Source organism: Helicobacter sp. 'house sparrow 1' (assembly GCF_900199585.1).
Lineage (GTDB): Bacteria > Campylobacterota > Campylobacteria > Campylobacterales > Helicobacteraceae > Helicobacter_H.
The window spans coordinates 114,589-139,483 of the sequence record NZ_FZQY01000008.1 but is presented as its reverse complement, the minus strand read 5'-3'; the positions used below and the strand labels follow the sequence as shown (position 1 = coordinate 139,483).

At 31.8% G+C, this 24,895-nt stretch carries 25 protein-coding genes and 1 pseudogene; 20 read left to right on the top strand and 6 right to left on the bottom strand.

Going from position 1 to position 24,895, the window contains the following annotated elements; all coding sequences use genetic code 11:
* Positions 1-23 precede the first annotated feature (23 nt).
* The 7 genes and pseudogenes from thrS to C6H31_RS04940 all read left to right on the top strand — a co-directional run bounded on the left by thrS (position 24) and on the right by C6H31_RS04940 (position 8,433).
* Positions 24-1,835, top strand: a complete 1,812-nt coding sequence (gene thrS / locus C6H31_RS04970; protein ID WP_104697711.1) for a threonine--tRNA ligase — start codon at positions 24-26, stop codon at positions 1,833-1,835.
* A pseudogene (infC, locus tag C6H31_RS04965) lies at positions 1,832-2,362 on the top strand (translation initiation factor IF-3); the annotation flags it as partial. The gene thrS and the pseudogene infC, both read left to right, overlap by 4 nt.
* A 28-nt stretch (positions 2,363-2,390) precedes the next feature.
* Complete coding sequence (gene rpmI / locus C6H31_RS04960) at positions 2,391-2,585, top strand: 50S ribosomal protein L35 (protein ID WP_104697709.1); 195 nt, start codon at positions 2,391-2,393, stop codon at positions 2,583-2,585.
* Between the two features lie 81 nt (positions 2,586-2,666).
* Positions 2,667-3,020 (top strand): 50S ribosomal protein L20, encoded by a 354-nt coding sequence (gene rplT, locus C6H31_RS04955; protein ID WP_104697708.1) that lies wholly within the window; start codon positions 2,667-2,669, stop codon positions 3,018-3,020.
* A 37-nt stretch (positions 3,021-3,057) separates the two neighbouring features.
* Positions 3,058-4,983: a motility associated factor glycosyltransferase family protein gene (locus tag C6H31_RS04950; protein WP_104697707.1), complete on the top strand. Its 1,926-nt coding sequence runs from the start codon at positions 3,058-3,060 to the stop codon at positions 4,981-4,983.
* A gap of 561 nt (positions 4,984-5,544) precedes the next feature.
* A complete protein-coding gene (locus C6H31_RS04945) occupies positions 5,545-7,764 on the top strand; it encodes a ribonucleoside triphosphate reductase (protein ID WP_199768122.1) in 2,220 nt (739 codons plus the stop codon).
* Positions 7,765-7,773: 9 nt separating this feature from the next.
* A complete protein-coding gene (locus C6H31_RS04940) occupies positions 7,774-8,433 on the top strand; it encodes an anaerobic ribonucleoside-triphosphate reductase activating protein (protein WP_158654715.1) in 660 nt (219 codons plus the stop codon).
* 113 nt (positions 8,434-8,546) lie between these two features.
* Here C6H31_RS04940 and C6H31_RS04935 read toward each other — a convergent pair whose 3' ends face one another.
* From C6H31_RS04935 to C6H31_RS04915, 5 genes are all read right to left on the bottom strand, one after another.
* Positions 8,547-9,158 carry a hypothetical protein gene (locus C6H31_RS04935; RefSeq protein ID WP_104697704.1) on the bottom strand — a complete coding sequence of 204 codons (612 nt, stop codon included), beginning with the start codon at positions 9,156-9,158 and terminating at the stop codon, positions 8,547-8,549.
* A 15-nt stretch (positions 9,159-9,173) separates the two neighbouring features.
* Entirely contained in the window at positions 9,174-11,216 is a 2,043-nt protein-coding gene (locus C6H31_RS04930; RefSeq protein WP_104697703.1) for a TonB-dependent receptor, read from the bottom strand.
* Positions 11,217-11,469: 253 nt separating this feature from the next.
* Complete coding sequence (locus tag C6H31_RS04925; protein ID WP_104697702.1) at positions 11,470-12,783, bottom strand: MATE family efflux transporter; 1,314 nt, start codon at positions 12,781-12,783, stop codon at positions 11,470-11,472.
* A gap of 18 nt (positions 12,784-12,801) precedes the next feature.
* On the bottom strand, positions 12,802-13,566 hold the full coding sequence (locus C6H31_RS04920; protein ID WP_104697701.1) for a tRNA 2-thiocytidine biosynthesis TtcA family protein: 765 nt from the start codon (positions 13,564-13,566) through the stop codon (positions 12,802-12,804).
* A gap of 18 nt (positions 13,567-13,584) precedes the next feature.
* Positions 13,585-14,907, bottom strand: coding sequence for an MFS transporter (locus C6H31_RS04915; protein WP_104697700.1), 1,323 nt, complete (start codon positions 14,905-14,907; stop codon positions 13,585-13,587).
* A gap of 115 nt (positions 14,908-15,022) precedes the next feature.
* Between C6H31_RS04915 and rdgB the strand changes: the two genes are divergently transcribed.
* The 13 genes from rdgB (at position 15,023) to mnmE (ending at position 23,343) form a co-directional block, all read left to right on the top strand.
* Positions 15,023-15,664 (top strand): RdgB/HAM1 family non-canonical purine NTP pyrophosphatase, encoded by a 642-nt coding sequence (rdgB, locus tag C6H31_RS04910; protein WP_158654714.1) that lies wholly within the window; start codon positions 15,023-15,025, stop codon positions 15,662-15,664.
* Positions 15,657-16,487 (top strand): tRNA pseudouridine(55) synthase TruB, encoded by an 831-nt coding sequence (gene truB, locus C6H31_RS04905; RefSeq protein ID WP_104697698.1) that lies wholly within the window; start codon positions 15,657-15,659, stop codon positions 16,485-16,487. The genes rdgB and truB overlap by 8 nt, the downstream gene beginning before the upstream one ends.
* The gene (locus tag C6H31_RS04900) at positions 16,481-16,711 is read left to right on the top strand and encodes a carbon storage regulator (protein WP_104697697.1); all 231 of its coding nucleotides are present in this window, start codon (positions 16,481-16,483) and stop codon (positions 16,709-16,711) included. Before truB ends, C6H31_RS04900 begins: the two co-directional genes overlap by 7 nt.
* Positions 16,712-16,714: 3 nt before the next feature.
* Positions 16,715-17,494 (top strand): 4-(cytidine 5'-diphospho)-2-C-methyl-D-erythritol kinase, encoded by a 780-nt coding sequence (locus C6H31_RS04895; RefSeq protein ID WP_104697696.1) that lies wholly within the window; start codon positions 16,715-16,717, stop codon positions 17,492-17,494.
* A gap of 2 nt (positions 17,495-17,496) precedes the next feature.
* The gene (gene smpB, locus C6H31_RS04890; RefSeq protein ID WP_199768121.1) at positions 17,497-17,958 is read left to right on the top strand and encodes an SsrA-binding protein SmpB; all 462 of its coding nucleotides are present in this window, start codon (positions 17,497-17,499) and stop codon (positions 17,956-17,958) included.
* Between the two features lie 2 nt (positions 17,959-17,960).
* On the top strand, positions 17,961-18,419 hold the full coding sequence (gene exbB / locus C6H31_RS04885; RefSeq protein WP_199768125.1) for a TonB-system energizer ExbB: 459 nt from the start codon (positions 17,961-17,963) through the stop codon (positions 18,417-18,419).
* The gene (locus C6H31_RS04880; protein ID WP_104697693.1) at positions 18,416-18,811 is read left to right on the top strand and encodes an ExbD/TolR family protein; all 396 of its coding nucleotides are present in this window, start codon (positions 18,416-18,418) and stop codon (positions 18,809-18,811) included. Before exbB ends, C6H31_RS04880 begins: the two co-directional genes overlap by 4 nt.
* A gap of 63 nt (positions 18,812-18,874) precedes the next feature.
* Positions 18,875-19,009, top strand: a complete 135-nt coding sequence (rpmH, locus tag C6H31_RS04875) for a 50S ribosomal protein L34 (RefSeq protein ID WP_104697692.1) — start codon at positions 18,875-18,877, stop codon at positions 19,007-19,009.
* Positions 19,010-19,012: 3 nt separating this feature from the next.
* Positions 19,013-19,348: a ribonuclease P protein component gene (gene rnpA, locus C6H31_RS04870; RefSeq protein WP_104697691.1), complete on the top strand. Its 336-nt coding sequence runs from the start codon at positions 19,013-19,015 to the stop codon at positions 19,346-19,348.
* A gap of 3 nt (positions 19,349-19,351) precedes the next feature.
* The gene (gene yidD, locus C6H31_RS04865; protein WP_104697690.1) at positions 19,352-19,666 is read left to right on the top strand and encodes a membrane protein insertion efficiency factor YidD; all 315 of its coding nucleotides are present in this window, start codon (positions 19,352-19,354) and stop codon (positions 19,664-19,666) included.
* Positions 19,667-19,682: 16 nt separating this feature from the next.
* A complete protein-coding gene (yidC, locus tag C6H31_RS04860) occupies positions 19,683-21,317 on the top strand; it encodes a membrane protein insertase YidC (RefSeq protein WP_104697689.1) in 1,635 nt (544 codons plus the stop codon).
* Positions 21,314-21,973 (top strand): Jag N-terminal domain-containing protein, encoded by a 660-nt coding sequence (locus C6H31_RS04855; RefSeq protein ID WP_104697688.1) that lies wholly within the window; start codon positions 21,314-21,316, stop codon positions 21,971-21,973. Before yidC ends, C6H31_RS04855 begins: the two co-directional genes overlap by 4 nt.
* Before the next feature lie 2 nt (positions 21,974-21,975).
* A complete protein-coding gene (gene mnmE / locus C6H31_RS04850) occupies positions 21,976-23,343 on the top strand; it encodes a tRNA uridine-5-carboxymethylaminomethyl(34) synthesis GTPase MnmE (RefSeq protein WP_104697687.1) in 1,368 nt (455 codons plus the stop codon).
* A 34-nt stretch (positions 23,344-23,377) separates the two neighbouring features.
* On the opposite strand, the gene C6H31_RS04845 is transcribed toward mnmE, so the two are convergent.
* Positions 23,378-24,883 carry a hypothetical protein gene (locus C6H31_RS04845; RefSeq protein ID WP_104697686.1) on the bottom strand — a complete coding sequence of 502 codons (1,506 nt, stop codon included), beginning with the start codon at positions 24,881-24,883 and terminating at the stop codon, positions 23,378-23,380.
* Positions 24,884-24,895: the final 12 nt, after the last annotated feature.

The window sequence follows — 24,895 nt, the reverse complement described above, 5'->3', positions numbered from 1 at the left end:
CATTATTTTTTAAGGTAGGATAAATGTCAGATGTTATAGGCATAAAAATACAATCAGAAGTTTTTGATCTACAGACTGCTCAAGAGAGGAATTTAAGTGGCCAAGAAATTCATTTTGATAACTCTGCAGATGCTCTCTCTATCATTAGGCATTCCTGTGCGCATTTGATGGCTCATGCTATAAAGGAACTATATCCTGATGCAAAATTTTTTGTAGGCCCTGTGGTGGATGAGGGATTTTATTATGACTTTAAGACAAGTCAAAAGATAGGAGAGGAAGATTTAGTTTCTATTGAAAAAAGAATGAAAGAAATTGCAAAAAGAAAACTCCCTATCAATAAATCAGTTATGAGTAGAGCAGAAGCTTTAGAAAAATTTAGAGATGATGAATTAAAGCAAGCGGTAATGAGTAGGATAGAGGGAGATAGTTTTGGAATCTATTCTCAAGGTGATTTTGAGGACTTGTGTAGAGGACCCCATCTTCCTAATACTAAATTTTTACATAGCTTTAAGCTTACAAAACTTGCTGGAGCCTATCTTGGCGGAGATGAAAAGGCTGAAATGCTTATCAGAATCTATGGTATTGCATTTGCAGATAAACAGACTTTAGATGCCTATATCCACCAAATTGAAGAAGCTAAAAAGCGCGATCATAGAAAAATAGCAGTTGAAATGGGACTCTTTACATTTGATGAGGAAGTGGGTGCTGGGCTTCCTATATGGCTACCAAAGGGGGCAAGACTACGCCGTAGAATTGAAGAACTCCTGACAAAAGCTCTGATGATTAGAGATTATGAACCTGTAAGAGGACCTGAACTTTTAAAGAGTAGTGTTTGGAAAGTGAGTGGTCATTATGATAACTATGGTGAAAATATGTATTTCACAACAATTGATGAGGTAGAGTATGGAATTAAGCCTATGAATTGTGTGGGACATATTAAAGTTTATCAAAGCTCCATTAGAAGTTATCGTGATTTGCCTTTAAGATTCTATGAATATGGTGTTGTTCATCGACATGAAAAAAGTGGCGTACTACACGGGCTTTTGCGTGTAAGGGAATTTACACAAGATGATGCGCATATTTTCTGCCGACCTGAACAAATTAAGGCAGAAGTGAGTAATATTATTGCTTTTACAGATAAAATTATGCAGGCTTTTGGTTTTAGCTATGAGATGGAGCTTGCAACAAGACCTCAAAAATCAATTGGTGAAGATAGTGTTTGGGAACTTGCCACTAAATCCTTACAAGAGGCATTACAAGAGCATCATATAGACTATAAAATAGATGAGGGTGGGGGAGCTTTTTATGGACCTAAGATTGATATAAAAATCACAGATGCAATCGGTAGAAAATGGCAGTGTGGAACGATACAAATTGATATGAATTTGCCAGATCGTTTTTCACTTGAATATGTAGATGAAAATAATAGTGCAAAACAACCTGTGATGATTCATCGTGCAATTTTAGGTTCATTTGAGAGATTTACTGCTATACTTACAGAGCATTTTGGTGGAGAATTTCCTTTCTTCATAGCACCAACTCAAATCATATTGATACCGATAAATGATACGCATCTATCTTATGTGCAAAGTTTGCGAGAAAAGATCATAGCTCTTGGTGCTTATGCAGAAATTATGGATAAAAATGAAACTTTAAGCAAAAAGATACGGAATGCAGAGAAGCAACGCGTTCCTATGATCTTGGTAATTGGAGATAAAGAATTGCAAAGTAAAACTTTAGCAATTAGAGATCGTAGGGAGAAGGCGCAATATGAGATGCAGGAGGAAGAGTTCTTAAAAATGGTGGAAAATAAAATGAAAGAGGTTAGTTTTTGAGTAAGGAAGAAATTTTATTAAATAGGGATATAAATTTTAAGGAAGTAAGATGTGTGGGTGATGATGGTGAAGTATATGGAATCATCTCATCTGAAGAAGCTCAAAAAATTGCAAATTCCAAGGGATTGGATTTAGTATTAATCTCTTCAAGTGCTAATCCACCAGTTTGTAAAATTATGGATTATGGTAAATACCGCTACCAGCTTGAAAAGAAACAAAAAGAAGCAAAGAAAAAACAAAAACAAATTGAGATAAAAGAAATTAAGCTCTCTACACAAATTGCTCAAAATGATATTAATTATAAAGTGAAGCATGCAAGAGAGTTTATTGCAGATCAAAAGCATGTAAAATTTAAAGTGATTTTGAGAGGAAGAGAAGCAACTGATCCTCAAGCTGGTGTAGATGTTTTACATAGGGTGTGTGCTATGATTGAGGATATTGCTACACCTGAGAAAGAGCCAAAGGTAGAGGGGCGTTATGCAGTTTGGCTTTTTGTTCCAAAAAAGCAGGATCATAAAAAATCAAAATAATTAATCTTATGAAAGGAGTAGAACAATGCCAAAGATGAAGACAAATCGTGGTGCGGCTAAGAGATTCAAGATTAAAAAGAATCTTGTAAAACGCGGTAGTGCTTTTAGAAGTCATATCTTGACAAAAAAGAGCCCTAAGAGAAAAGCAAATCTTAGATCACCTCACTATGTTCATAGTGCAAATATTGATTCGGTTAAAAACTTGCTTTGTCAAGCATAGTTGTAAAGTAATAGGCTCCCCTCAACTTGAGGGAAAGATTAGTCAAAAGACTACACCTTATTTAGGTCAAGGAGAAATAAAATGAGAGTAAAAACAGGTATTGTAAGAAGAAGACGTCATAAAAAGATTTTAAAGCTTGCTAGAGGGTTTTATAGTGGTAGAAGAAAACACTTTAGAAAAGCAAAAGAGCAACTTGAAAGAAGCATGTATTATGCTTTCCGTGATAGAAAGCAAAAGAAAAGAGATTTTAGAAGCCTATGGATTGTAAGAATTAATGCTGCATGTAGAATGAATGAAATTAGTTATTCTAAGTTTATGCACGGATTAAAGCTTGCAAATGTGGATCTTGATAGAAAAGTTCTTGCTGATATGGCAATGAATGATTTAGGTGCATTTAATAAAGTTGTAGCAATTGCTAAAGAAGCTTTAAAATAAAATACTAAAACCCTCCTTTTTGGGAGGGATTTTTTAAATGAAACTTCTTGAAATACTCACAAAGGGAACCCAAGAACAGATTCAGGGTTTTATTTCATCTTGTTTTGTTAAGAATATGGAGTTTTTTAGACAGAGCTCTATAGGATTATTTGAGGAATTAAAAAAGCCTCCAACTTCTTATAATTTAGTTTTTGATACCGCTGGGATTAATATTATTAATCTAAAGACTAAACAAAAAATTTATCCCATATTCAATCAGCAATCTGTAATGATAGAAACGCATCTTGAAATTTCTACATCACCTCTTAAAAATCATCGTTGGAAGATTCATAGCAATGAGGTTTTTTTAAGTTCTATTGACACAGAAAAACTCCCAATTACAGGTTTTGTCGTAAATGAGATGATTGAAATTTTGAAAAAACATAAGGGGGTTAAGGAGTATCATCTTCATCCAAAATTTATGCCAACCTCTGTTTTATATGGTCTTTTTGGTGGATTATTCTTGCAATTTTTAATAGATGAGGGAGTATTTTTTCACTCACTTTTGATATTTGAAGAAGATATCGACTTATTTAGGATTAGCTGTTATTTTTTAGATTTTGAAAAACTTTTTGAGAATGTGTCTAATAAGTCTTGTTATATTTTTGTAAAAGACGTGGTAAATAAAAAATTTATTCGTAATTTTTTTGCTTCAAGAAAAATTACCAGTAACTTTTTGCTTTGTGAGTTGCAGATGTATTCTAGCAAGAAGGTACAAGAAATTCAATCTTGTATCATGCAAGAATATAGTGCAAATAAAAGAGGTTGGGGTAGTTTTGAAGATGAAATCATAGGTTTTGTTAATACCCTTTGTAACAAAGAAATTCCAATACTTTTGCAAAAAAAGAAGATAGAAGCACCAATATGTGTTGTGGGTAATGGGGCAAGTTTAGATGACTTGTTGCCATTTATCAAAAAAAATCAAGAAAAGATGTTGATTTTTTCTTGTGGAACTGCTCTAAAACCATTAAAAAACTTTGGAATTAAGGTGGATTTTCAAATTGAAATTGAAAGAATTGATTACTTAGCAGATGTTTTAAGAGATGCTCCTTTGGGGGATACTCCTTTGTTGTGTGGAAATATGGTAAATCCAAAAGCATTAAGTCTTGCTAAGGAAAAATTCTTATTTTTGCGCGGAGGTAGTAGCGCAAGTTATTTATTTGAGGAGATCAAACCACTTGATTTTAGCGCTCCTTTTGTTGGTAATGCAGGAGTGGCTCTTGCAATGTATTTGAGTGATAGAATTTTGCTTTGTGGTATAGATTGTGCCTATATAAAAGGAAAGAGCAAACACGCTAAAAAGTCTTTTTATGGAGATGAAGAGGTTAAAATACCAGAAAATGCAATACAAGTAAGAGGGAATAAAAAGCAAACTGTTTTTAGTGATTCTGTTTTTTTGCTTTCTTTGCAAAATATAGTTGAAGCCATTAGAATCTTTAACCCTAAAGAGGTTTTAAATCTTGGAAGTGGAGCTTATATCGAGGGTGCTAGGTCTGTAGAAGTAGAGGAGATTAGATTAAAAAAGATTTATAAAGAAGAAAGCATAAAAGTAATCAAGGGATTGATGCAACATAGCAAAATGAAATCTTTTGATAAAAACATCCAAATAGCAGATTCTTATCACCAAGAAATCATTAATATCTTAAAAGAAGGTGCTAGAAATAAAAAAGAATTGTTTATATTAGTGGATCGTATTTTTGGCTTAATCGCCAAGCAAGGAGCACAAAATCCTCATTTAGGAATTTTATTTGAGGGAAGTTTGGGGCATATGCTTCAAGGCCTTCTTTTAGCATCCTTACATATACCAAGTGATGATATCTTTGTTTTTTATGCTCAATGCCTAGAGATAATAATTTTAGGCCTAGATAAAATGTTTTTGAGATACAAGCTCTTATTGAGTTTATATCAAGAAGCGACTTGTTAAAAATTTTTATTAGTTTTTGTGTTTTAGTTGTTTGAAGATATTTTTTTTATTTGGTGAAGCATATTTTAGAAATACTAGCAAGATGGTATTTTTAAAATTGAGATGGTTATCAAAAAATTCAAGCTTCTATGAAAGAAACCCCAGTAGGTTTAGTTATCAATATTTAAGTCATAAAAAAGTGTTAGGGACTTTTTTGAAATTATACATTGTGAGTATCAGAGGTCTTAAAAAGATTTTATTAAAGCAATATGGTAAAAATTATCGCAGAAAATAAAAAGAATTTAAGAATAAAGGAATATAAGATATTTCTATATAAATGGCACTTAGATATTCTTTTTTAGCACTCTAAAATATTAAATGCTAAATATTAATTTATGGAGTTTCATCTTCTAAATTAAGGGGTTTTAAAATAATTTTAAAAAAATAAAACACTAAGAAATCATTAAAAAAAATAAAAAAAAATTACAAAAATAAGACTTAAAAAATATAAAAATAACACCCAGATTTTTAAAAAAATAATCTAAAATTGAGGCCTAATAAAAAACAAAAATGGAGAAAAAAATGGAATTTATTTATAAAAGAGATGGGGGAGTTGAAAAATTTATGCCCCATAAGATTCAAGATGCAATTAAAAGAGCTTATAAGAGTGTGGGAAAAGATTATAGGACAGAAGTATTTGAAGGAGTTTTAAGTCAAATAAAGGGGCAAAAGCTTCAAAATGTTGAAGAAATTCAAGACTGTATCGAAAAACAACTCTTTGAATGGGGGGATTTTGAAGTGATGAAAAGCTTTATGAATTATAGATTCTTGCATAAAATGCAAAGAGAGGGAACATTAGAAGAGAGGACAACTTTTGTAGATTGCACTCAAAGTGTGGAAGAGTATATCAGTGGTAGTGATTGGAGAATCAAGGCAAATGCAAATACAGGCTATAGTAATGCAGGATTAATTAATAACTTAGCAGGAAAGGTGATTGCAAATTATTGGTTAGATAATGTCTATAGTAAGCAAGAGGGCTATGCACACCGTAATGGAGATATCCATATCCACGACCTAGATTGTCTGAGTGGTTATTGTGCAGGTTGGAGTTTAAGGGTTTTATTAAATGAGGGGTTTAATGGGGTGAGAGGCAGAGTAGATTCTGTTGCGCCAAAGCATTTTCGAGAGGCTTTGGGACAGATGGCAAATTTTTTAGGGATTTTGCAGAGTGAATGGGCAGGGGCTCAAGCTTTTAGTTCTTTTGATACTTATCTTGCTCCCTATGTTTTTAAGGATAAATTAGAATTTTTTGAAGTTAAAAAGGCAATTAGGAGTTTTGTTTATAATTTGAATGTTCCTGCTAGATGGGGACAAAGTCCTTTTACAAATGTAACAATTGATTGGAATGTGCCAGAAGATTTAAAAGAACAAATTCCCACACGCAATAACTTGCATCTTTTTAAGGGTATTAGGGATAAAGAATTATTAAATAGGGCAAATCAAAGAGGGGTTGAAAGTCTAGAAGATTTAACCTATAAGCATTTTAAAGATGAAATGGATATGATTAATAAGGCTTTTTATGAGGTAATGACAGAGGGAGATGCAAATAACCAGCCCTTTACTTTTCCAATTCCAACGGTAAATATTACAGAAGATTTTGATTGGGATAGTCCAAATTGTGAAATTTTATTTGAAAATACGGCCAAAGTTGGGTCAAGCTATTTTCAAAATTTTATCGGGTCTCAATATAAAGAAGATGAAAATGGCAATAGAGTTTTAAATACAGAGGCCTATAAACCTAATGCTGTTAGAAGTATGTGTTGCAGGCTTCAATTAGATTTAAGAGAATTACTTAAGAGGGGTGGAGGGCTTTTTGGAAGCGCAGAGATGACAGGAAGTATTGGTGTTGTTACAATCAATATGGCAAGACTTGGTTTTAGATTTAAGGGGGACTTGAGAGCATTAAAGAATGAACTATCTAGATTAATGGATATTGCACAAAGCACCTTAGAAAAAAAACGAAGGGTTGTTAATGATTTGTTTGAAAGAGGCTTATATCCCTACACTAAGCGTTATCTTCCTCATTTTAATCATCACTTTTCTACAATTGGTGTAAATGGAATGCATGAGATGATTAGAAATTTTAGTGCAGATACTTTTGGAATTGATTCTGAAATGGGTGAAAAAATATGTCTGGAGATTTTAGATTTTATGCGAGAGAAAATTAGGGATTATCAGGAAAAAACAGGAAATCTTTATAATCTTGAGGCCACCCCAGCAGAAGGAACAACTTATCGTTTTGCCAAAGAAGATAAAAAACGCTATGGGGATAAGATTATCCAAGCAGGAAGTGGTGAGAATATCTATTATACAAATTCTTCACAATTGCCATCAAGTTTTAGCAATGATCCATTTTTTGCCCTCAGTAAGCAAGATAGATTGCAATGTAAATATACAGGAGGAACTGTTTTGCATTTATACATGGGGGAGAGGATTGAAGATTCTAAAACTTGTAAAGAGCTTGTAAGAAGGGTTATTAGCTCTTATAGATTACCTTATATTACAATTACACCCATTTTTAGTATTTGCCCAACTCATGGGTATATTAGTGGTGAGTATGAGTATTGTCCAAAATGTCCAGAGAATCAAAGTAAATGCACAGTTTATACTCGGGTTATGGGGTATCATCGCCCTGTTGAAAGTTTTAATATTGGGAAACTTGGAGAGCATCAGGAGAGAAAATTTTTTACTTTAGATAAAAGAGATCTAAAAGATTTTGACACTATGGATTTTTTTAAGTAAGGTTTGGTTTTGGTTGTTTCTCTTACCCCCTTTAGCCTTATAGATTTTCCAAAAAAACTATCTGCGATATTATGGTTTGGAGGATGTAATTTAAGATGTGCATATTGTTATAACTATGAACTGATCTATCCTCAAAAGTTTTTGCCAAAAGAGAGGATTATAAAATTTTTAGAAAGTCGCATAGGACTTTTAGATGGAGTTGTGTGTAGTGGGGGTGAGTGCAGTATATGGGGAGATAAACTTATAGGGTTTATCCAAGAGATTAAGTCAATGGGATTTTGTATCAAAGTAGATACAAATGCAAGTAATCCCAAAGTTTTGCAAGAATTATTAGAAAAAAAACTTCTTGAGTATGTAGCATTGGATTTTAAAGCTCCTGCTTATAAGATGCAAAAACTTTGCCTAAAGGAATACTATAAAGATTTTAAAGCTTGCTTTGAACTACTTAGAGATTCTCATATAGAATATGAAGTAAGAAGTACCTTTCATTCTGATTTTTTAACAAAAGAGGATCTTATTTTTATGAGAGATTGGCTAAGGGAAAATGGTTATAGGGGTGAATATTTTGTTCAAGGTTTTGTGGGAGATAAGGGGAGCTTGGGTAATGTTGGATTGAGTAATAATGAGGAAATAAAAAATCTTGAGGGGATTGTGTATCGCGGGAAATAAGAAAAACTTTTTTTGGTAAAACTATTAAGAGATTAAAAAATTAAGCACTAAGATTTAAAATCTTAGTGATCTGGTTATTAGAGTTTTTAAAAAAGTTCAATCTTTTTTAAAAACTAGATTGCAGAAACAATACCACTAACTAGAGTGATTATAAATCCTATGAGAATAACACCCCCATACTTATATCTATGTTTTGAAAAATTGCAAATTAAAAGTCCTGTTACATAAGTAATAAACAAAAAGATTACAAAACAAAAGGCAAGAATATTAAAAAGTATTCCCCCTCTGGCAAAATGCAAGGTCATAAGGTTGGATAGTAAATCTCTTTTGTAAAGGATAAGCGAATGGGGGTTGTTTTTGTCAATTTCTACATATTTTGCAATCCCTCCTAGAACATACCTTTTATTGTCCCAAGAATCATTGATTTCATTAGTATAAGGGAGTTCAATGTGATTAGACACCAAGAATTCTAAAATTTTATTTCTTGCTAGATTTAGCTCCTCTTTAGTGCTTTTGGTTTCATTTGCTTTAAAATCTTTAAAAAATTCTAGTTGGGATTGATTAAACTCAATAACCTTAGAATCTTGTTGTCCAAAGTATCCAAAGATGCCAACAATTCCAGTAACTTTATAAAAAATTGCCATAGGTATAAAGAATAGGCTAATATATAAATGCCATTTTAGAAATTTACTTTTTAAGCTTTTTAAGATACTTTTTTTCTTCATTTCTTCTACCTTAAATTAAAATTTTGCACTCAAGATAATATTAAAACTTCTTGTTCTGCCAATCTGGTGGTATTTTGTATCTCCTACCACATACCCATAAGTATCATAGATTGTATTTAATACATTATTTACTTGAAATGCCAGGGAGAGACTTTTGTATTCTGCACGCAAACCTAGATCCCAAAGTGTATAGGGTTTTTGTTTAAAATCACTACTAAGTAAGATAGTGCTTTTATAAGAAATACCTGTATTAAAGAAGATTTTAATGACATTATTCCCCCATATAATAGTATCCAGTGAGGCATTGATATTAAAGCTTGGAACAAAAAATACATTAGATTCTAGTTTTGCACCTGTGTATGGATTGATTGCATTGTGATATTTTGCATTGATATAGGCAAAATTTAGCATAATAAAACTTTCTTTTAAAAACTGATATTTGCCCTCAAACTCAAATCCATGTGTTAGCATATTGCCAACATTGCCCACAATATAGTTGTTTGCATTTGCATCAATTAAGATATTTTCTTGCCTATTTTTTGTATAGCCAAAATAATAATCTGCATTAATGTAAATCTTATCACCTAAGAAAAATCCCTTATAGCCAATTTCTGCCATATAATTTGTTTCAGGTTTAAAGGCATTTTCATAACCTTGGTAAAAGATGGCACCAGGGAAACCTCCTTCTTTAAAACCTCTTGAAACTTGAGTATAGAACTTGTGATTCCCAAAGAGTGTGTAGGATGCTGCAATTCTTCCTGCAAGATTATGCGAATCAAATCTTGAATCAAAACTATTGATAGTACTTGTGGCATTTGTGCCTTTATTGTAATTAATCAAACTCCTGTCATATTGGTATCTTAAGCCTATATTGATATCAAAATTATGTTTTAAAAGAATATGATGATCGCTAAATAATGCAAGATGCAGGCTTTGTAGCTTATTGGTATCACCCTCTCTTGTGTTGTCCCTTAAGAATTGATGTTTAAAATTACTATAAGAAACAAAGAAACCATAGAGTGAAGTAGAGTTGTTGCTATAAGTTTGTGTAAATTTTAATTCATTATTAAAGGTTTGATTATCTTCTTGCCAAGTAGATCCAAAGGAGGTGATTGGCATAGTCCTATCTTGAACACTAAAAACATTAGATAATGAAAATCTCTCTGTATCAAAACCTCCTCTTAGGGCGTAGGTTTGCACAGTTCTATCAATAAGGGGAATTCCAGAGCTTCCAAAATCATGTTCAAGACTATTTATTTCATTATCAGTAAGATAAAAAATATCCCTAAACTTGCTTTTATCAATATAGTAGTCAAACCCAAGATTCCATAATTCTTCATTATAGATTAGAGAAAATCTACCAAGATTGCTTTCTGTTGTATCAGCAAGTTTTCCTGTAGAGGAATCTTTGATTTGTCCCAAAAATTCTTGATGTTTAAAACTAATTTTTGTATAAAGTTTATGCGGAATGATAGCGCCACTGGCTGTTGCACTTATGCCTCTATTTAAATTTCCAAAGTTAATTTCTCCTTTTACTTTTGTTTGATCTGAGATAGTATTGGAAATAATAGAAAGGATTCCAGCTTGTGCATTTTGTCCATAAAGAGTCCCAGCATATCCTTTGAATAATTCTACAGATTCCACATCTAGCAATTCTTGATTTAAGAAAAATATATCTTGAGGCACTCCATCTATATAAAGTCTCACGCTTGAGTTATAATAATATCCAGAATGAAAACCTCTTAGAGTGATTTGTGGATAAGCACTTCCTCCAGAATCTCCTATATAGAGCCCTGAAAATACATTTTGTAAATTTTTTGAGTTTGTTATATTGAGATTTTGAAGACTCTCTCCGCTTATGGATGCAATATTATCAGGTGTATAAAAAATCTCTCTTTGTGTTTTTGCTGCTGTTGTGCTAATTGTTGTGAGATTGAAAGTTGCATCATTATTTTCTTCCTGCTTAGTCTCTTGCGCTTTTAAATTATAGAAACTAAGCAATGCTACACATACAAAACTTAATCTTAAAGATTTTGTTGTTAATTTTTCAATATCCATATAAAAACCTCCTTTCTCTTGAAGAATTCTATTTAATAAGATCACTAGCCTATAAAAACGATCTACTAAACATAAAAATATTAAGGTATGGAATATAGAAAATGATTTTTATTCTTAATTTTATTAGAGCGGAATTCTAGCACAAAAAAAATCTAAATCAGAAATATTTTCATAAGACAAAAAAAGATAATTAGATGTAAGATTTTAACTTTATGGATCAATCATTGAAGTTTATTTTTTTATCAAACAAGGCTTAAACTAAAGCCTTGTTTTTCCATTTTCTGCTTTTCCATCTGTAGGCATTTACAAGACCTCTTATCCATTCATCTGCACAAAAACCTATCCAGATTCCAATAATTCCTAGATTAAAATAAAAGCATAAGATATAACCTAGAGGCAGAGATAATCCAAACATAAAGATGCATCCAGTGAAAAAAGGAAATTTTGCATCCCCACTTGCACGCAAGGCATTAACCATTACAATATTAAATGTTCTTCCAACTTCTAAGATTAAAGATAGTGTAAAGAGAGGAAGCATTATAGTTTTTACAGAATCTAAAAGATCTAGTTTTTGCATACTATAATCTTTCATTAAATAATTTAAAAGAGCTACAAAAAATGAGGCAAGAATACTGATATAAAGAGCAAACCATGTGTGTCTATAAGCTGTATTAAAATATCTAGCACCAACAAGCTTTCCAACAATAATTTCATTTCCCATACTGATAGCCTGTCCTATTAGCATGATTAAAAGTGAGATTTGAAAATAAATAGTTTGCACGCTTGTTTGGATGGCTCCAAGTTGATTGACAAAGGAAAAAGCGATAGTATATTGGACAATCCAAAGGAGATTTTCCCCAGCGCTAAAAGATCCAATGTGTAATATTTTTTTTAAAACATCTTTTTGAAATTGAAAGATTTCTTTAAAAGAAATTTTAATTTTTAAGTAAAGATAAAAAATAAGGGCTAAAAGTATGATTAAAAATAGTCTGCTAAATATCGTGCTAATACCAATTCCTAAAAGTTCCAAATTTGTATGATAGAGCACATAATAATTAGTAATAATCATAACAATATTCATCAAAGCTGAAGCAAGCATCACAAAATATGCCAGATTGTAAACTCTTAAAATGGAGGCTAGAATAATACTAATAGATTCTAAGCAAAGGCAGATTGCTAACATCTTAAGGTATTGTGAGGCATTTTGCAATAGATCATTAGAGGTATTTAAAAGAATAAGTAAAGGCTTTGCAAGAACAAAAATAATCCATCCGCTAAAAAGTCCAATAAGAATATTAACCCCTAGGCTTTGATGCAAAGCTTTACTTGCAAGAGTTTTATTTTTTGCTCCAATAGCTTGAGCAATCACAATACTACAGCCCACAGACAAAAAACTAAATAGTGTAATAAATAAATCAAAGATTTGGTTTCCAACACCCATAGATCCAACAAGATAATTAGAATGTCTTGCGACCATATAAGTATTGATTACCAAAGATGCATAATGTAAAAAAATCTCAAAGAAAATAGGGATGGAAAGTTTTCTCAAAGAAAGATTTTTTCCCAATTAAATCCTCCTAAAAGCTTATTTATCTAAAAAATTAAGATCGCTAAAAGTATTTGCGTGCAAATTTGAGAAAGCATTTTTTAAGGACTTAAAAAATTCTGGATTGTCTTTTTCAAGACTTTGTAAAAAGTGTTTTGTAGCAAGTCTTGCAATAGGTGGCTTATCAGAATCTGGTTGCTTGGCAGGACAATTGCAATCAGGAGCAGTTTGAATATTTTGAGAGGTTACAAAATCAATACTTTGGCGCTCTCGTATGTGTATAAGAGGTCTGATAACCTGCAATCCATTTTCGGCTCTATAAATAGGAGGCATACTTCTTAGTGCGCCATTATAGGTGAGATTCATAAAAAAACTCTCTGCTGCATCATCAAGATGATGTGCAATTGCAACCTTGTTATAACCCATTTCTAAGGCCTTGGAATATAAAGACCCTCTTCGCATACGCGAACAAAAGCTACAATAAGAACTTCCTTCTCTACGCTTTGATTTAATTGTATCTGCAATAGTTGTGTAGTAAATTTCATGGGGAATTCCCTGTCTTTTGCAAATTTCTGTGAGGTAGGTAAAATCTTCACCTAGGCCATAATGAATTGTGATAGCTTTAAACTCAAACTTAAAAGGTGCATGTCTTTGCATTCTTTCTAAAATACACGCAAGAAGAATGGAATCCTTACCTCCACTTAATCCAAGTAAAACTTTATCGCCTTCTTCTATTAGATTGTATTGTGCATTTGTTTTTCCAACAGTGCTTAAAATTTTTTTACTAATCTGATATTTTTCCATCAAATATTCCTTGCTAAATTACTGGATTTTTTCAAGAATTTGCTGTTCATTTGTAAGCGCGCTATTATACTTGATAATCAGCACTTTTTCATTCTCATTGACATAACATTCAATCACACCAAAGATTTTTTGAATAAAATCAATTTTCTCTCTCAAACCATTTTGCAGGGTTAAATAAATATTTTTTTGTTTTTGTGGATTGTCAAGAAATAAGATGATAAAAAGCCAAAAAATACATAAAATTGTAGTGCCTATAGCTAAAATATTCAATCCAAAGTGATGATATAGCAAGGCTCCAAACATACCACCTATAAAAGAACCTATATAAGATGCGGTTGTGAAGTTTCCTAGAGCAGTTCCTCTAAAATAAGCTTTTGCATATTTACTTGCTAGAGATTGCATAATGGGTTCAAGCATTGCAAAACCAATAAAAAATAAAAAAACACCCAAAATAAAAAACCATAGGACTTGATTAGAATCTGCAAGTGCAATAAAAGTGTAGGCAACTAAAAAACAAAAAATACCTATTAATAAAACAAGTTTTGGTTTGTTGTATTTTTCTGCCAAAATGCTTGCAGGAGCCATTGCAAAGATTCCAAGTATGGCACTGGGAACATAAATTTTCCATAAGGCTTCTTTATCAAAATAAAAATGCTCAACTAAAGCAAGAGGAATAATTACAAAAATCAAAGACATTAGCATCTTTTCAAAGAAAGAACTTAGATTCATTATCCAAAGGTTCTTGTCTAAAAAATCTCTAGATGCTTTTTGGGTATTTTGAAAAGAATAGCTTAACTTTGGAGAATTTGGAACAAAGAAATAGAGAATAAAGATTGATAAGAGGGTAAGAAGTGCTGTAAGTAAAAATAGCCATCTAGCTCCAATACTTCCTCCAATGATAGGACCAATTACCATTGCAAGGGTAAAACTTGCAAAGATACCACCACCCATAATGGCCATTGCCTTGGTTCTTTGTTCTTCTTTTACCATATCAGCAACTTGAGCACTCACTACACCGCCAATTGCTCCAGTTCCTTGAATAAGTCTTCCAATAACAAGTAACTCAATACTATCTGCAAATGCACAAATCATGGACCCAATAAAAAAGATTATCAACCCAATCAAAACAACATATTTTCGATTGAATTTATCACTTAAGATTCCAAATGGGGTTTGAAAAATAAGTTGTGTAAGATAAGCTCCACCTACAACAAGACCTATCATAAAAGCAGAGGTATTGTGAAAACTATTTGCATAGAGTGCAATAATAGGTAAAACAATAAAAAGACCTAAGAATCTTAAGGCGACAATGCCTGTTAATGGAAGAATTTGTTTCATCATATCTCAACCTTTGGTTTTAAGAAATTCTAATTTGTAAGTTATAATTTTTGAGTTATGATTATAGCTTCACAAATCCAATCTTTGGTATTAAAAAATATGTGTATTGAGGGAAAAATTGCAGGATAAAGTAGAAATTATTGTAGCAAGTTCAAACCAAGGAAAAATTCAAGAAATTCAAGAAATTTTCAAGGATTTTAGAATTATTTCAATGCAAAAAGCAGGGTTGAGTCTTGATATAAAAGAAGATGGTCAGAGTTTTTTGGAGAATGCAATTATAAAGGCAAAAGCAGTTTATAAGGCATTGGGTTGTGCATCAAATATTTTAGTTTTAAGTGATGATAGTGGCTTGTGCGTATCTAAGTTGGATGATGAGCCAAATATTTATAGTGCAAGATATGCTAATTGGCTTAAGGGGATTGATTCAAACTCAAGTGATGCAGAAAACAATCTGGCATTAATTGAGAGAATGAAACAAAAAAATCTTACAAGTTCTCCAGCATCTTTTGTGGCATCTATGGTGGTTTTAGGAAGGATTAGAGATAAAGAAATATTTTTAAGTGCTACAGAAGAGTGCAGGGGAATGATCTATCCTAATCAAAGAGGTGATAAGGGATTTGGATATGATAGTTTGTTTGAACCTTTGGGCTTTGATAAAAGGATGGGTGAGATGGAATTATTTGAAAAAAATAGTATCTCACACCGTTCTAAGGCATTAAAAAAAATAAATTTAGAACTTGAAGAAAAATTGAATGCATAATCTGATTTTAGTAGGTTATAAACCTATTTTTATGAGTTCAAACTCTTATCTTTCCACCCTAAAGAGGAAATATCAAATAAAATCAGGGGGATATTTTGGAACCCTTGATCCTTTTGCAAAGGGTGCAATGATTATTGCATTTGGGCAATATACAAAGCTTTTTTCTCATATTAAATCAGATAGAAAGATTTATCGTGCAACATTGTGGTTAGGAGCTTTGAGTGAGAGTTTGGATATTGAAAATGTTATAGAAATAAAACAAGTTAGAGTTTTTGAGAGAGAGAGGATTGAAGAAGTTTTAAAGCAGATGCAAGGAAAGATTGAATATTTTCCTCCAAAATTTAGTGCAAAACATATCCAAGGAAAAAGAGCTTATGATCTTGCAAGAAAGGGCATAAGCTTTGAGTTGAAAAAGGAAGAAATGGAGATTTTTGATATTAGATTGATAAATTATATGCATCCATTTTTGACTTTTGAGGTTTGTGTAAGCAAGGGAGCTTATGTAAGAAGTATTGGTGAAATGATAGCTAAAATGCTTGGAGTTAATGGTGCCTTGTGTATGTTAGAGCGCATCCAAGATGGAGGTTTTTTTGCTATAAGAAATAAAGAAAAGATTTTAAACCCTCTTGAGGTTTTAAAATATCCTTTGCTAAATAACTTGTCAGGTGAAATTAGGAAAAATATAGAAAATGGACGAAAGTTTTTTCTAAAAAAAGTACAAAATGGCTTTTATGTGGCAAATTTTGATGATTTTTTCTCTATAATTGAGGTCAAAGAAGATGGCCAAGTGAAGTATATACTTAATAGGATTACTAAATGTTAATTTTGTCAAGAAAGATTGAAGAAAGTATTGTTTTAGGAGATAATATCATCGTAAAGGTAATCTCTATAGATAGAGGGAATGTTAAGCTTGGTTTTGAAGCTCCACCTGATACTCTTATTTTAAGAGCAGAGCTAAAAGAGGCGGTTGCACAGGAAAATCAAAAGGCGATAAAAGAGACTACCAGAGATACTTTAGATGTGTTGGGAAAGCATTTCAAAGTGTAGAAGATGTTAATTTTTGATGTATTTCCTAAGATTAATATTTTTTTAAAAATTATAGGAGTAGATGAAAGAGGCTATCATCTACTAGATTCTAGATTCCATCTTGTGAGGGGTGGTCTTAAAGATACTATTTTTATTAAACCATCAAGTTTTTTCTCCCTCAAGGGGGATTTTGGTTGTCAGTTGCATCAAAATACAATTTATTTGGCTGTTGTTGAGATGAAGAAGTTCTTAGAATCCAAGGGGAGAAAGGCGACTATTTTAGATAATATAGCCATTGAAGTAGAAAAGAATATACCAAGAGGTGGTGGACTTGGTGGTGGAAGTGCAGATGCTGGTGGTGTGCTTTTTCATTTAAATCAAAAATTTTTTAATCTTACTTCTCAAGAGCTTTGTGAAATAGGGAAGAAAGTAGGGGCTGATGTGCCATTTTTTGTTACACAATATATGAGTGCAAATGTATATGGTATAGGGGAACAAGTTGAGTATTTTGAGGAGGAAATATTAGACTTTGAAATCTTTGTCCCAGAGATTTCTTGTAATACAAAAATGGTATATAGTGAATATGATAGAAAACCAATCAAAACTCTATTATCTTATGAGTATCAAAAGTTTTCTAAAATGCCAAGCAAGGATATATTAAAGATTTATGATAGAAAACAATTGAATGATTTATTGTATCCTGCTTTAAATATCTATCCAGAACTCAAAAATTTTGAAAGAGATTTGGGAGATGAGTGGTTTTTTAGTGGTAGTGGTAGCAGTTTTTTTAGATTAAGGAAATGATATTGAATATTGTTGCAAGAAATAAGAAAGCTTTTTTTGATTATGAAATTTTAGAAGAATATGAAGCAGGTATTGTATTGCTTGGCTCTGAAGTTAAAGCTCTAAGAAAAGGAAGAGTGAATCTAAAGGATAGTTTTGTAAAGATTGTGAAGTCTGAGGCCTTTGTCTTTGGTATGCATATTTCTTGTTTGGAGACAACTTATGTTCATTTTAGACCAAAAGAGATGCGTGATCGAAAACTTTTACTTCATAGAAAACAAATTGATAAATTGTTTGGCAGTGTTTCAAAAGAGGGCTTAAGTATTGTGCCACTTAAGATTTATTTTAATAAACAAAATCGTGTAAAAATAGAAATTGCTCTAGTTAGAGGAAAAAATCTACACGACAAGCGTGAGAGTATTAAAAAGAAAATACTGGATAGAGAGGCATTAGCAAGTATGAAAAATTATAGTAAGGGATTGTAATGATAAAAGAATATCTTGATTATGCGATTATAGGCTTTTTACTTTTTTTGTCAGTAATTGTACTTACAATTGGTATTGAGCGTATCTGGTTTTATGCAACTGTTAGGGTTGATGATTATCAAGATAAAAGAGAATTGGAACTGGATTTGCATAAACGCCTAACTCTTATGGCTACAATAGGTTCCAATGCTCCATATATTGGTCTTCTTGGAACTGTTGCTGGAATTATGATTACTTTTATGGGGATTAGCAATACCTCAATGAGTGATACTTCAGAAATTATGAAGGGCTTAGCTTTGGCATTAAAAGCAACTGCTATGGGTCTTATTGTAGCAATTCCTTCAATTGTTTTTTATAATATGTTGATTAGGAAAAGTGAGGTAATTATTACAAAGTGGGATATTTATCATAATCCTATTGCAACTGATAAAAAACAAGAAAAAAGGCTTGACAGAGAATGAAAAAAATAGATTCTTTAAATCTTGTACCCTTTATTGATATAATGCTAGTTTTGTTGGTGATTGTTTTAACTACAGCATCCTTTATTACTACTTCAAAGATGCCAATTGCTATTCCACAGGTTGAACAAAATTCTTCAAAGAATAATCAAAATTCTGATAAAAGACAGCTAAATCTTACGATCAATCAGGATGGAAAATATTTTTTAAATGATGTTGAAACAAGCCTTGAGACTCTTAAGAGTATGTTGCAAAAATATCCAAAAGATACTCCCATTGTTTTAAGGGGTGATAAGGAAAGTAATTTAGATAGCTTTATTCAAGTTTTTGATATTTTGCAGAATATGCAACTTAAAGAAGTATATGTTTTAGTAGAAGAGAAAAAGAAGTTGTAGTCTTTTAGGGCTTTTTATAGTATAATCTCAATTTTTGTTTATATCATATAAAAGGAAGAGAGTATGAAAAGAACATATCAACCTCATAATACACCAAAGAAACGAACTCATGGGTTTCGTGTGAGAATGAAGACTAAAAATGGAAGAAGAGTAATTAATGCTCGCAGAGCAAAAGGTAGAAAACGTTTAGCGGTTTAATTTTTGCGGATTCAAACGTTAAAAACAAAACAAGACTTTGATCGTGTTTATAAAAACGCAAAGAAGTTTTATTCCAAATATTTTACCTTGTATTTCTTAGGACATAGTGACAAAAATTTTTTTCTAGGCTTAAGCGTATCAAAAAAAGTTGGTATTGCTTGTAAGAGAAATTTAATCAAAAGAAGATTTAGAGGTTTGTGCCATTTATACATTGAAAATCTTGTTGGTATCTCATTGGTCATTGTCCCAAAACAAGGAATCTTAGAACTTAGTTTCAAAGAGATTGAGAAAGATTTTTTAAGAGGTTTGAAGTTTTTTAACAAGTATAGGTCGGCATAGGAAGTGAAAAAAATATCTGTGTATCTTATCTTTTTTTATCAAAAGCTAATATCCCCAGTGTTTATGCCATCTTGTCGTTATTATCCAACTTGTTCAAACTATGCTTTGTGGTGTTTTAGCACTCAAGGTTTTTTTTCTGCTTCTTGGAGTGTCTTTAAAAGAATTCTAAGATGTAATCAATTATTTAAAGGTGGCATAGACTATCCAATAATCAAAACTAGGTTTAAAATCAATCATTATAAGCCTTGTAGGATCAAGTTTTGGTTTGTCCCAATTGCAAGGAATTCAAAAAAGTTTTATATAATAAAGGCCATTTAATTTTTGAGGTAGGGTGATGAAGGATAATTCGGGTTTAAGAGTAATACTGGCAGTAGTTTTTTCTTTTTTGTTTATTGTGGTTTATAGTCATTTTTTTGTAAAACCACAACAAGATAATCTTTCAGAAAGCAATGCTAAAAATCAAAAAAATGCTCCAGATATTACATATCAGGATTCTAAAGCTGTATCTACGCAGGAAAATTATCAGCAAGAGAATGAAATTATTGCGACAATTGAATCTAAAGCCTTTGAAATACAGATTGATAACTTAGGAAGAATTTCTCAAGTTTATCTCAAGGATAAAAAATACACAACAGCACCAGAGATAGGCTTTTTTGATCATTTTAAGGTTTTATTTGGAATAATGGAAAAACCCAAAGCATTGGAAAAGCTTCCGATGTTAAATCCAAAATCTTTGAGACCTCTTGAGATGCGTTTTTCAAATCAAGAAATAAACACAGAATCTTTTAAGACTTCATATACTGCTTCAGATAAAAAGATTGTCGTAGATTCTACCAGTCCTAAAAAACTTATTTTGACCCAAAAGCTAAAGAACATTGAAATTAAAAAGATACTTACTTTTTATGAAAATCTGCAATATGATATTCAAATAGAAGTAAGTAATCCCAGTGAACAATATTTTATCACCAATGGTGCGCGTCCTGTTACAGATAAGGAAAATTATGCTTTTAATGGGGTTATTTTAGAAAAGTTTGATGGCAAGATTGAAAAGATTGAAGATGGGGATGCAACAGAAACTAAAACTTTTAATGAAGCAAAATTTTTAGCAAGTGTGGATAGATACTATACGACATTGTTTTATTCTAAAGGGCAAAAAATTGATGCATTGATAGATGGAGATTTTGCGACAAAAAATCCCATTCCCTACCTCTATGCAAAAGGTAGTCTAGATTTTGGTGGTTTTATTGGGCCTAAAGATTATCAGCAATTAAAGTCTATTAATCCTGTTTTGGTTGATGTTGTGGAATATGGAATGATGACTTTTTTTGCCAAGCCATTGTTTTTATTGCTTGAATTTTTGCATCAATATCTTAATAACTGGGGCTGGGCAATTATTGTTTTAACCATTATTGTCAAAATTGTTTTATACCCTTTAAGCTATAAGGGCATGGTGAGTATGCAAAAGCTTAAAGATCTTGCACCGAAGATGAAAGAAATACAAGAGAGGTATAAAGGAGATGCTCAAAAGCTTCAAATGCATATGATGCAACTTTATAAAAAGCATGGCGCAAACCCTATGGGAGGATGTTTCCCGCTATTGATACAAATTCCTATTTTTTATGCAATTTATAGGGTTTTGTATAACTCTGTAGAGCTTAAGAGTGCAGAATTTATTTTTTGGATACATGACTTATCTGTGATGGATCCTTTCTTTGTATTACCAATTTTGATGGGTGTTTCAATGTATATTCAGCAAGTCTTGACACCTAATACTTTTACAGATCCTATACAAGCTAAGGTTTTTAGAACTCTTCCTGTTATCTTTACAGTTTTCTTGATCTTTTTCCCAGCAGGATTGGTGCTTTATTGGACGATTAATAATATTCTTAGCATTTTCCAACAATTATCCATTAATAGAATGCTTGAGAGAAAGAAACAAAAAGAGATACAAGAACATAAGAAGACATGAAGAAAATTCAAGCAAAAAATCTTGAAGAAGCACTTATTCAAGCTTCTTTAGAGTTTGAATGTTCTGTTACTGAGTTGCAATATGAAGTGGTTCAATACTCAAGAAAAGGGATTTTTGGGATTGGAAAAAGGGATACTATTATCCTTGCATATGTCAGAGATAGGGCAGAACAAAAGAAGGATTTAACAGAACAAAAGGGAGGGGATTTAAAGGAATCTTATTGCCTTGAGATACAAAAAGAGTTAAAAGAACTTTTAGCTTTTATGCCCTATGAGATTGATAGGATTGAAGTAAGCATGTTTGATGAGCGGACTGTTTTTATTTTCTTAGATGGCAGGGACAGCGCACTTTTAATCGGAGAGAAAGGTTATCGTTACAAGGCTTTTTCATACCTCTTATTTCATTGGATATATCCAAAGTATGGCTTTGGTGTTAGACTTGAGGTTGCTCAATTTTTGAAGATGCAAGAGGAGTTAGTCCAACAATACATCCAAGAGATTATGCCTCACATTGAACAAACACAAAGCTTTAAAACTAAGAATCTAAGTGGTATTTTAGGAATCATTGCTCAAAGAAAACTAAAAGAGCTTTATCCTAATAAAAGAGTCATCCTAAAAGTTGAGGGTGAAGAACAATACATTTACATTGGTGATTAGCAATGCATACACAACAAACAATTGTAGCAATCTCTACTCCAATGGGAATTGGAGCAATGAGTGTGGTTAGGATGAGTGGAGATCTCTCTTTAAGCATACTTCAAAGACTGACAAGAAAGCAGGACTTTGAGGATCATTTTGCAACTTTATGCAATATCTTTGATCAAGAAGGTCAAATCATTGATGAGGCCATTGTAATTTTTTTTAAGAATCCTAAGAGCTATACGCGAGAAGATGTCTGTGAGATCCAATGTCATGGAGGGGTTGTCTTAGCCAAGATGATCTTGTCTTTATGCGTGGAATATGGAGCAAGGCTTGCCAATCCTGGAGAATTTACAAAGAGAGCTTTATTAAATGGTCGTATTGATTTATCACAAGTTGAAGCAATTTCACATCTGATACAAACACAAAATACTAATGCAGTAAGGTTGCTTGCAAAACAGCTTAAGGGGTCTTTGAGCGATTTTGTGCAACAAAGTAGAGAATCCTTACTTAGAGCTTTAGCACATTCTGAAGTAATGATTGATTATAGTGATGAGGATATTCCTCAAGACCTTATTACATCGCTCATAGGAGATATTTCTCAATTACAAAATAGACTGGAAGAAATTTTAGATTTTTCAAAGATGCGTAATGTTTTACTTGAAAACTATGAACTTAGCATAGTTGGAAAGCCAAATGTAGGTAAGAGCTCTTTGTTAAATGCGCTTTTAATGCAAGAAAGAGCGATTGTAAGTGATCAAGCAGGAACCACAAGAGATACCATTGAGGGAAGCATCAATATTGAGGGTAATATTATAAAAATTATTGATACTGCTGGAATTAGGGAAAGTGAAGATGAGATTGAGAATATGGGAATTCAAAGAAGCAAAAAGGCTATGCAAGAGAGTGATATTATTTTAGCTGTATTTGATTCCTCAAGAGAGCTTGATACACAAGATCAAGAAATTATTCAATATCTTCAACAACTACAAGGTAAGGATTTAATTATTTTAAACAATAAAAATGACTTAAATTCTAAATTAGAGTTAAAAATGTTGAAAGAAAAAATTCAAGCTAAATATTTTTTGGATATTAATACAAAAGATAATAAATTTGTATTAGAAATCAAAAACATATTAGCTGAAATTTTTAGGGATAAACAAGGTATTAAGGAAGATATTTTGTTGAGTGCGCAATATCAAACTAAGGCAGTAGAAGAAACAATTTTTGCTTTAAAGCAATCCAAAAAAGTACTTCAAAATAATGAATTAGAACTCTTCTCTTATCATATTAAAGAAGCAATTGAACAATTATCCTTATTGGTAAAACCCTATAGTATTGATGAGATGTTTGATAAGATGTTTGGGGAGTTTTGTCTAGGAAAATAGCTTTTATAGCATCTTAATTACAGGATTATTGTTTTTAAAGTGTCCTTGTAGTTTGTCTTTTATCGATAATGAATTCTTGTATTTTTCTGTCATAAGATTGAAAAATAAGATGAAAGATTTCTTGTAGCTTTTTTAAATCTTTACCCATATTTTCTTTTACCTCTAAATTAATATCAATCATTGTAACCCCAAGCTCTAAAAGCTTAATAATATTATTTTTGTCAAATTCTCCTGTAATAAAAATTTTTGAGTGCAATTGCTTTAGCTTTTTGATTTCCTCTAACTTTGCTTCTGCCTCTTTGTGATTTAAAAGGGTGGTTTTGAAGTTTAATAAAACAAAGGGGAGAGAGTCTTTTAGTGGATAGTCTCCTAGTTTTTCATAATCAATGCAGGGATAAAAACTAAAATTGCTATCTTGTAATTTTTCTGATTTAAGATATGAAATATCTGATAGATGCACTTGTAGGGAATCTAAGATATTTTGTCTTAATAATTCCTTAGCACTTTTAAGTTCTTGTTCAGAAACTACCCCAATTACCATTACATCAGGATAGAGAGATTTAATAGCCTTGGAAATTTGTTTTAATGTAGGGGTATCAACAAAATAGGGATTTTTTTGGGTTAAAACACAACCAATCATATCCGCACCCATTTGGGCGTATGTTAGTGCATCATCAATATTAGTAATTCCACAAATTTTAATCAAATGCTTTTTGTATGAGAGTTTTGAAAAAATATTTTGGTAGAAAAGATTGCTACCTTGCTTTGCTTTTTGAAAATTTTTGATAAGGTTTGCAATTGTGCTATTTTTGCCCTTGATAAAGTAGTTTTTAGATATTATGCCATCAAAACCACTTGCTCCAATCACATAACTATCATAGCTTCTTTCTATTATGGATTCAAAAACAACTTTAGTTTGAGGTGACTCTGTAATCACTCTTCTGCCCAAGGTTAAAGCCTCTTGTTTGCTATTTTTTTGATTAAATAAAGAGTTTGTATTGATACTTACTAGCTTTGGATTATAGGGCTTTAAAAACTCATATTCTTCGATGCTGTGAATTTCAAAAAGGGGAATAAGTCCATATCTTTTAATTTCTTTTAAAATTGTTATAAACCTTTGCTTATCATTCAAAAAAATTGCAATAACAATAAGAATTAAATCTGCACCAGCTAAATAACTAATTTGTATCTCTTCGGGAAATTGGATGAAATCTTTTCTTAAAATAGAAGTTTTTTTAAAGCGATCTTTTATATTAATTAGGTTCTTTAAACTCTCTTCAAAAGAATTATTTTCTACTGGAATAGAGATAGCACCTGCACCGCAATCAAGATAAAAAGATGCAAGAGAAATCAAATCCTGTATCCCATCAATTTCCTTATTAGATGGAGTTTTAAGTTCTGTAATAAATAAGGGATTGTTAAATTTTGGGGGGCATACAGGTGTTTTTCGATTTATTGGAAGATCTGCTTTAAAACCAAATCCTAGTTCTTTTATTTTTTTCTCTCGTATTGATGCAATTTCTCTAAGATTCTCTATCACTCTTGTGTCCTA

Bases quoted from the DNA above. Each gene is read 5' to 3' on its own strand.
- thrS (WP_104697711.1), top strand. From the start codon at position 24: ATGTCAGATGTTATAGGCATAAAAATACAATCAGAAGTTTTTGATCTA.
- rpmI (WP_104697709.1), top strand. From the start codon at position 2,391: ATGCCAAAGATGAAGACAAATCGTGGTGCGGCTAAGAGATTCAAGATT.
- rplT (WP_104697708.1), top strand. From the start codon at position 2,667: ATGAGAGTAAAAACAGGTATTGTAAGAAGAAGACGTCATAAAAAGATT.
- C6H31_RS04950 (WP_104697707.1), top strand. From the start codon at position 3,058: ATGAAACTTCTTGAAATACTCACAAAGGGAACCCAAGAACAGATTCAG.
- C6H31_RS04945 (WP_199768122.1), top strand. From the start codon at position 5,545: ATGGAATTTATTTATAAAAGAGATGGGGGAGTTGAAAAATTTATGCCC.
- C6H31_RS04935 (WP_104697704.1), bottom strand. From the start codon at position 9,158: ATGAAGAAAAAAAGTATCTTAAAAAGCTTAAAAAGTAAATTTCTAAAA.
- C6H31_RS04930 (WP_104697703.1), bottom strand. From the start codon at position 11,216: ATGGATATTGAAAAATTAACAACAAAATCTTTAAGATTAAGTTTTGTA.
- C6H31_RS04920 (WP_104697701.1), bottom strand. From the start codon at position 13,566: ATGGAAAAATATCAGATTAGTAAAAAAATTTTAAGCACTGTTGGAAAA.
- C6H31_RS04915 (WP_104697700.1), bottom strand. From the start codon at position 14,907: ATGATGAAACAAATTCTTCCATTAACAGGCATTGTCGCCTTAAGATTC.
- truB (WP_104697698.1), top strand. From the start codon at position 15,657: ATGCATAATCTGATTTTAGTAGGTTATAAACCTATTTTTATGAGTTCA.
- C6H31_RS04900 (WP_104697697.1), top strand. From the start codon at position 16,481: ATGTTAATTTTGTCAAGAAAGATTGAAGAAAGTATTGTTTTAGGAGAT.
- C6H31_RS04895 (WP_104697696.1), top strand. From the start codon at position 16,715: ATGTTAATTTTTGATGTATTTCCTAAGATTAATATTTTTTTAAAAATT.
- C6H31_RS04880 (WP_104697693.1), top strand. From the start codon at position 18,416: ATGAAAAAAATAGATTCTTTAAATCTTGTACCCTTTATTGATATAATG.
- rpmH (WP_104697692.1), top strand. From the start codon at position 18,875: ATGAAAAGAACATATCAACCTCATAATACACCAAAGAAACGAACTCAT.
- yidC (WP_104697689.1), top strand. From the start codon at position 19,683: ATGAAGGATAATTCGGGTTTAAGAGTAATACTGGCAGTAGTTTTTTCT.
- C6H31_RS04855 (WP_104697688.1), top strand. From the start codon at position 21,314: ATGAAGAAAATTCAAGCAAAAAATCTTGAAGAAGCACTTATTCAAGCT.
- mnmE (WP_104697687.1), top strand. From the start codon at position 21,976: ATGCATACACAACAAACAATTGTAGCAATCTCTACTCCAATGGGAATT.